The following is a 2,996-nucleotide window of genomic DNA, read 5'->3' as shown; positions in this document are numbered from 1 at the left end:
ATTTGCCTTCGCACATCAACTCAGCTACACTCATTCGTTTCGCTTCGTTTTTGTCTGCGTCAGCAGCAGAGAAGCGAACTATACGCACCACCCCGAAAACCGTCAACACCCTAATCGCAAAAATCTTAAAAAAGTTCATAAGTCGTTGATTTTCAATAGCAGAAATCCGAAAGATTTTTAGTCGGAACCCATCGCCCGCTTCACGCCGCTGAATCAGCAGCTTTCAATTGCATATATAAGATTAGTGATCTGGAAATTACGCCGACGCTTGGCGAAAAATGCCGGCAACGCGTGTTCTGCTAGAATCGCCGCCATGAGCTATCAAGTCCTTGCCAGGAAATGGCGCCCCAAATCGTTCGGCACACTCGTCGGCCAAGAGCATGTCATCAAGGCCTTGAGCAATGCCCTGGAGCAGCAGCGCCTGCATCACGCCTACCTACTCACCGGGACGCGCGGCGTAGGCAAAACCACCATCGCAAGAATCCTGGCCAAGTCACTGAACTGCGAAACCGGCATCACCGCCACACCTTGCGGTCAATGCAGCGCCTGTGCACAGATCGATGCCGGCCGCTTTGTCGATTTGCTGGAGATCGACGCCGCCTCCAACACCGGCATCGACAATATCCGCGAAGTACTCGACAACGCGCAGTACGCACCGACGCAAGGTCGTTTCAAGGTCTACATCATCGATGAAGTGCACATGCTCTCCAAGAGCGCCTTCAACGCCATGCTGAAGACGCTGGAGGAGCCGCCCGGCCACGTGAAGTTCATTCTGGCCACCACCGATCCGCAAAAGGTGCCAGTGACCATCCTGTCACGCTGCTTGCAGTTTTCACTGCGGCAGATGCTTCCGCAGCAGGTAAGCGAACATTTACTGCGAGTACTCGATGCGGAACAGATTCCCTACGAGCCCTCCGCGTTGACGCTGCTTGGCCATGCTGCCGAAGGCAGTATGCGCGACGCCCTTTCCTTGCTGGACCAAGCGATTGCCTATGGCTCAGGACGGGTTGAGGAGGCCGGCGTGCGTGCCATGCTGGGCGCGGTGGATCGCTCCTACCTGTTTGCCCTGCTCACCCACCTGGCAAACAGAGATGGCGCTACCGTCATCGCACTGGCGCAACAGCTCAGTCAACGGGGTATCAGCGCCGACGCCGCCTTGCATGAACTGGCCTCGCTGCTGCATCAGCTGGCGCTGTATGTCAGCGTGCCTGGTGCCATTGCGCACGATTTGCCGCACTTCGATGCGCTAAGTAGCTTGGCTAGCGCCTTCAGCCCGGAAGCGCTGCAGCTCAATTATCAAATAGCCCTCCATGGTCGCCGCGACCTCCCGCTGGCACCGGACGAATTCGCCGGGCTCAGCATGACACTATTGCGCATGCTGGCCTTTGCCCCCAGCAACGGCATTCCAGCAAAGCTGGACATGCCGACGCCGGCACATGCCACGTCTGCCGCAGCCAACAGTGCACCAGTCGCCGCGCCAACTGCGCCACCAGCCGCTGAGGCCACAGCCTTCCCTGGCGCGGCCATGCAAACGCACGAGCAGGCAATGTCGATCGAGGTAGCCCGGACAGCAGTCACCACTACCAACACGGCCCCAGCCGCACCAAGCGAACCACCTGACACCCGTCCCAATCGGCAATTCAGCGGCGACTGGGCACAGCTGATCAGCGAAATGCGCCCGGGCGGCCTGGCAGGCATGCTGGCTCAGCATGCGGTGCTTAACCATTTTGATGAGCGGCAATTTCATCTCGGTGTGCCGGATGCACACAAAGTGGTTGCTGGCGCCGACTACAAAGAAAAACTCGAATACGCGCTAAGCGAACACCTTGGCACACCGATCCGTCTGCAGATTACCGTTGGCGGCGGCGCCGAAGCCACACCGGCGGCACAGCTGCAGCGAGAACGCCAAGCAGGAATTGCCGCGGCGGAAGCGGCGATCAATGCCGATCCATTTGCGCAAGCCTTGATGGTCGATTTTGGCGCAACCATCGTACCCGACTCGATACGTCCCCAGGCTCCTGCAGCCTGAGTGCCATCCATTCATTTTCAACAAGGAGCAGCCATGTTCAACAAAGGCGGTCTGGGCAATCTGATGAAACAAGCCCAGCAAATGCAGGAAAATATGAAAAAAGCCCAGGAGCAACTGGGCGAAGTCGAGGTGGAAGGTGTCGCCGGCGCTGGTCTCGTCAAGATCACCATGACCTGCCACCACATCGTGCGCCGGGTCAGCATCGATCCAAGCTTGCTGGACGATGACAAGGAGATGCTGGAAGACCTGATTGCCGCAGCTTTCAACGATGCGCAGCGTCGCGCCGAGCAAACCACCCAGGAGAAAATGGCAGGCTTTACCGCCGGCCTCAATCTGCCAGCCGGCATGAAGCTGCCTTTCTAAGGCCAGGCAACCGTCCCGCCTGAGTGGTCGGGATGCTTGAATAGACGGGGCGGCCACTAGCATCGATCCACGCCCTTGTGGCCAAGGCGCCCTCCGTACCATCTTGCCCCTGCCAATCACCCCAAGGCGGATTGCCCGCCTTGGGGCTACCGACAAGCACCTACTCTGCTACGTTTTGAATGCCTGCCGCATCGGCGCCTGCGGCAACAGCGCTCAGCCAATGAGACTGTGATACACCAGAAAGCACTATCGCTGTGAAAACCCCATCCGTGCTCAATCAACTGGTCGAAGCACTCCGTGTGCTGCCCGGTGTCGGCCCGAAATCGGCACAGCGTATGGCCTACCATCTCTTGCAACGCGACCAAGCTGGCGCCGGGCAACTAGCCCAGGCTCTGGCAAGCGCGCTGACCCGCCTGCGCAATTGCCAGCTGTGCAATACCTTCACCGAATCGACGCTATGCGAGCTGTGTGCCGACCCGGCACGCAATGAAAAGCAGCTGTGCGTAGTGGAAATGCCCGCCGACCTGATGCGCATGGAGCAAACCCTAGCTTACAAGGGTCGCTATTTTGTGTTGATGGGCCGGTTGTCACCGCTGGATGGCAT

3 protein-coding genes are annotated in these 2,996 nt (G+C 58.6%); all 3 read left to right on the top strand.

Annotated elements, in window-relative coordinates; all coding sequences use genetic code 11:
* Positions 1-313 precede the first annotated feature (313 nt).
* Positions 314-2,029, top strand: coding sequence for a DNA polymerase III subunit gamma/tau (gene dnaX / locus ACE3OH_RS21265; RefSeq protein WP_374357951.1), 1,716 nt, complete (start codon positions 314-316; stop codon positions 2,027-2,029).
* 33 nt (positions 2,030-2,062) lie between these two features.
* Positions 2,063-2,392 carry a YbaB/EbfC family nucleoid-associated protein gene (locus tag ACE3OH_RS21260; protein WP_374357948.1) on the top strand — a complete coding sequence of 110 codons (330 nt, stop codon included), beginning with the start codon at positions 2,063-2,065 and terminating at the stop codon, positions 2,390-2,392.
* Between the two features lie 254 nt (positions 2,393-2,646).
* Positions 2,647-2,996, top strand: a 350-nt coding sequence (locus ACE3OH_RS21255) for a recombination mediator RecR (protein ID WP_374357945.1), incomplete at its 3' end; no start/stop codon positions are given.

The organism is Chitinimonas sp. (assembly GCF_041904975.1).
Taxonomy (GTDB): Bacteria; Pseudomonadota; Gammaproteobacteria; order Burkholderiales; family Chitinimonadaceae; genus Chitinimonas.
Note: the sequence above shows the minus strand (reverse complement) of the source record. Positions and strands in the feature narration are given on the sequence as shown.

Bases quoted from the DNA above. Each gene is read 5' to 3' on its own strand.
- dnaX (WP_374357951.1), top strand. From the start codon at position 314: ATGAGCTATCAAGTCCTTGCCAGGAAATGGCGCCCCAAATCGTTCGGC.
- ACE3OH_RS21260 (WP_374357948.1), top strand. From the start codon at position 2,063: ATGTTCAACAAAGGCGGTCTGGGCAATCTGATGAAACAAGCCCAGCAA.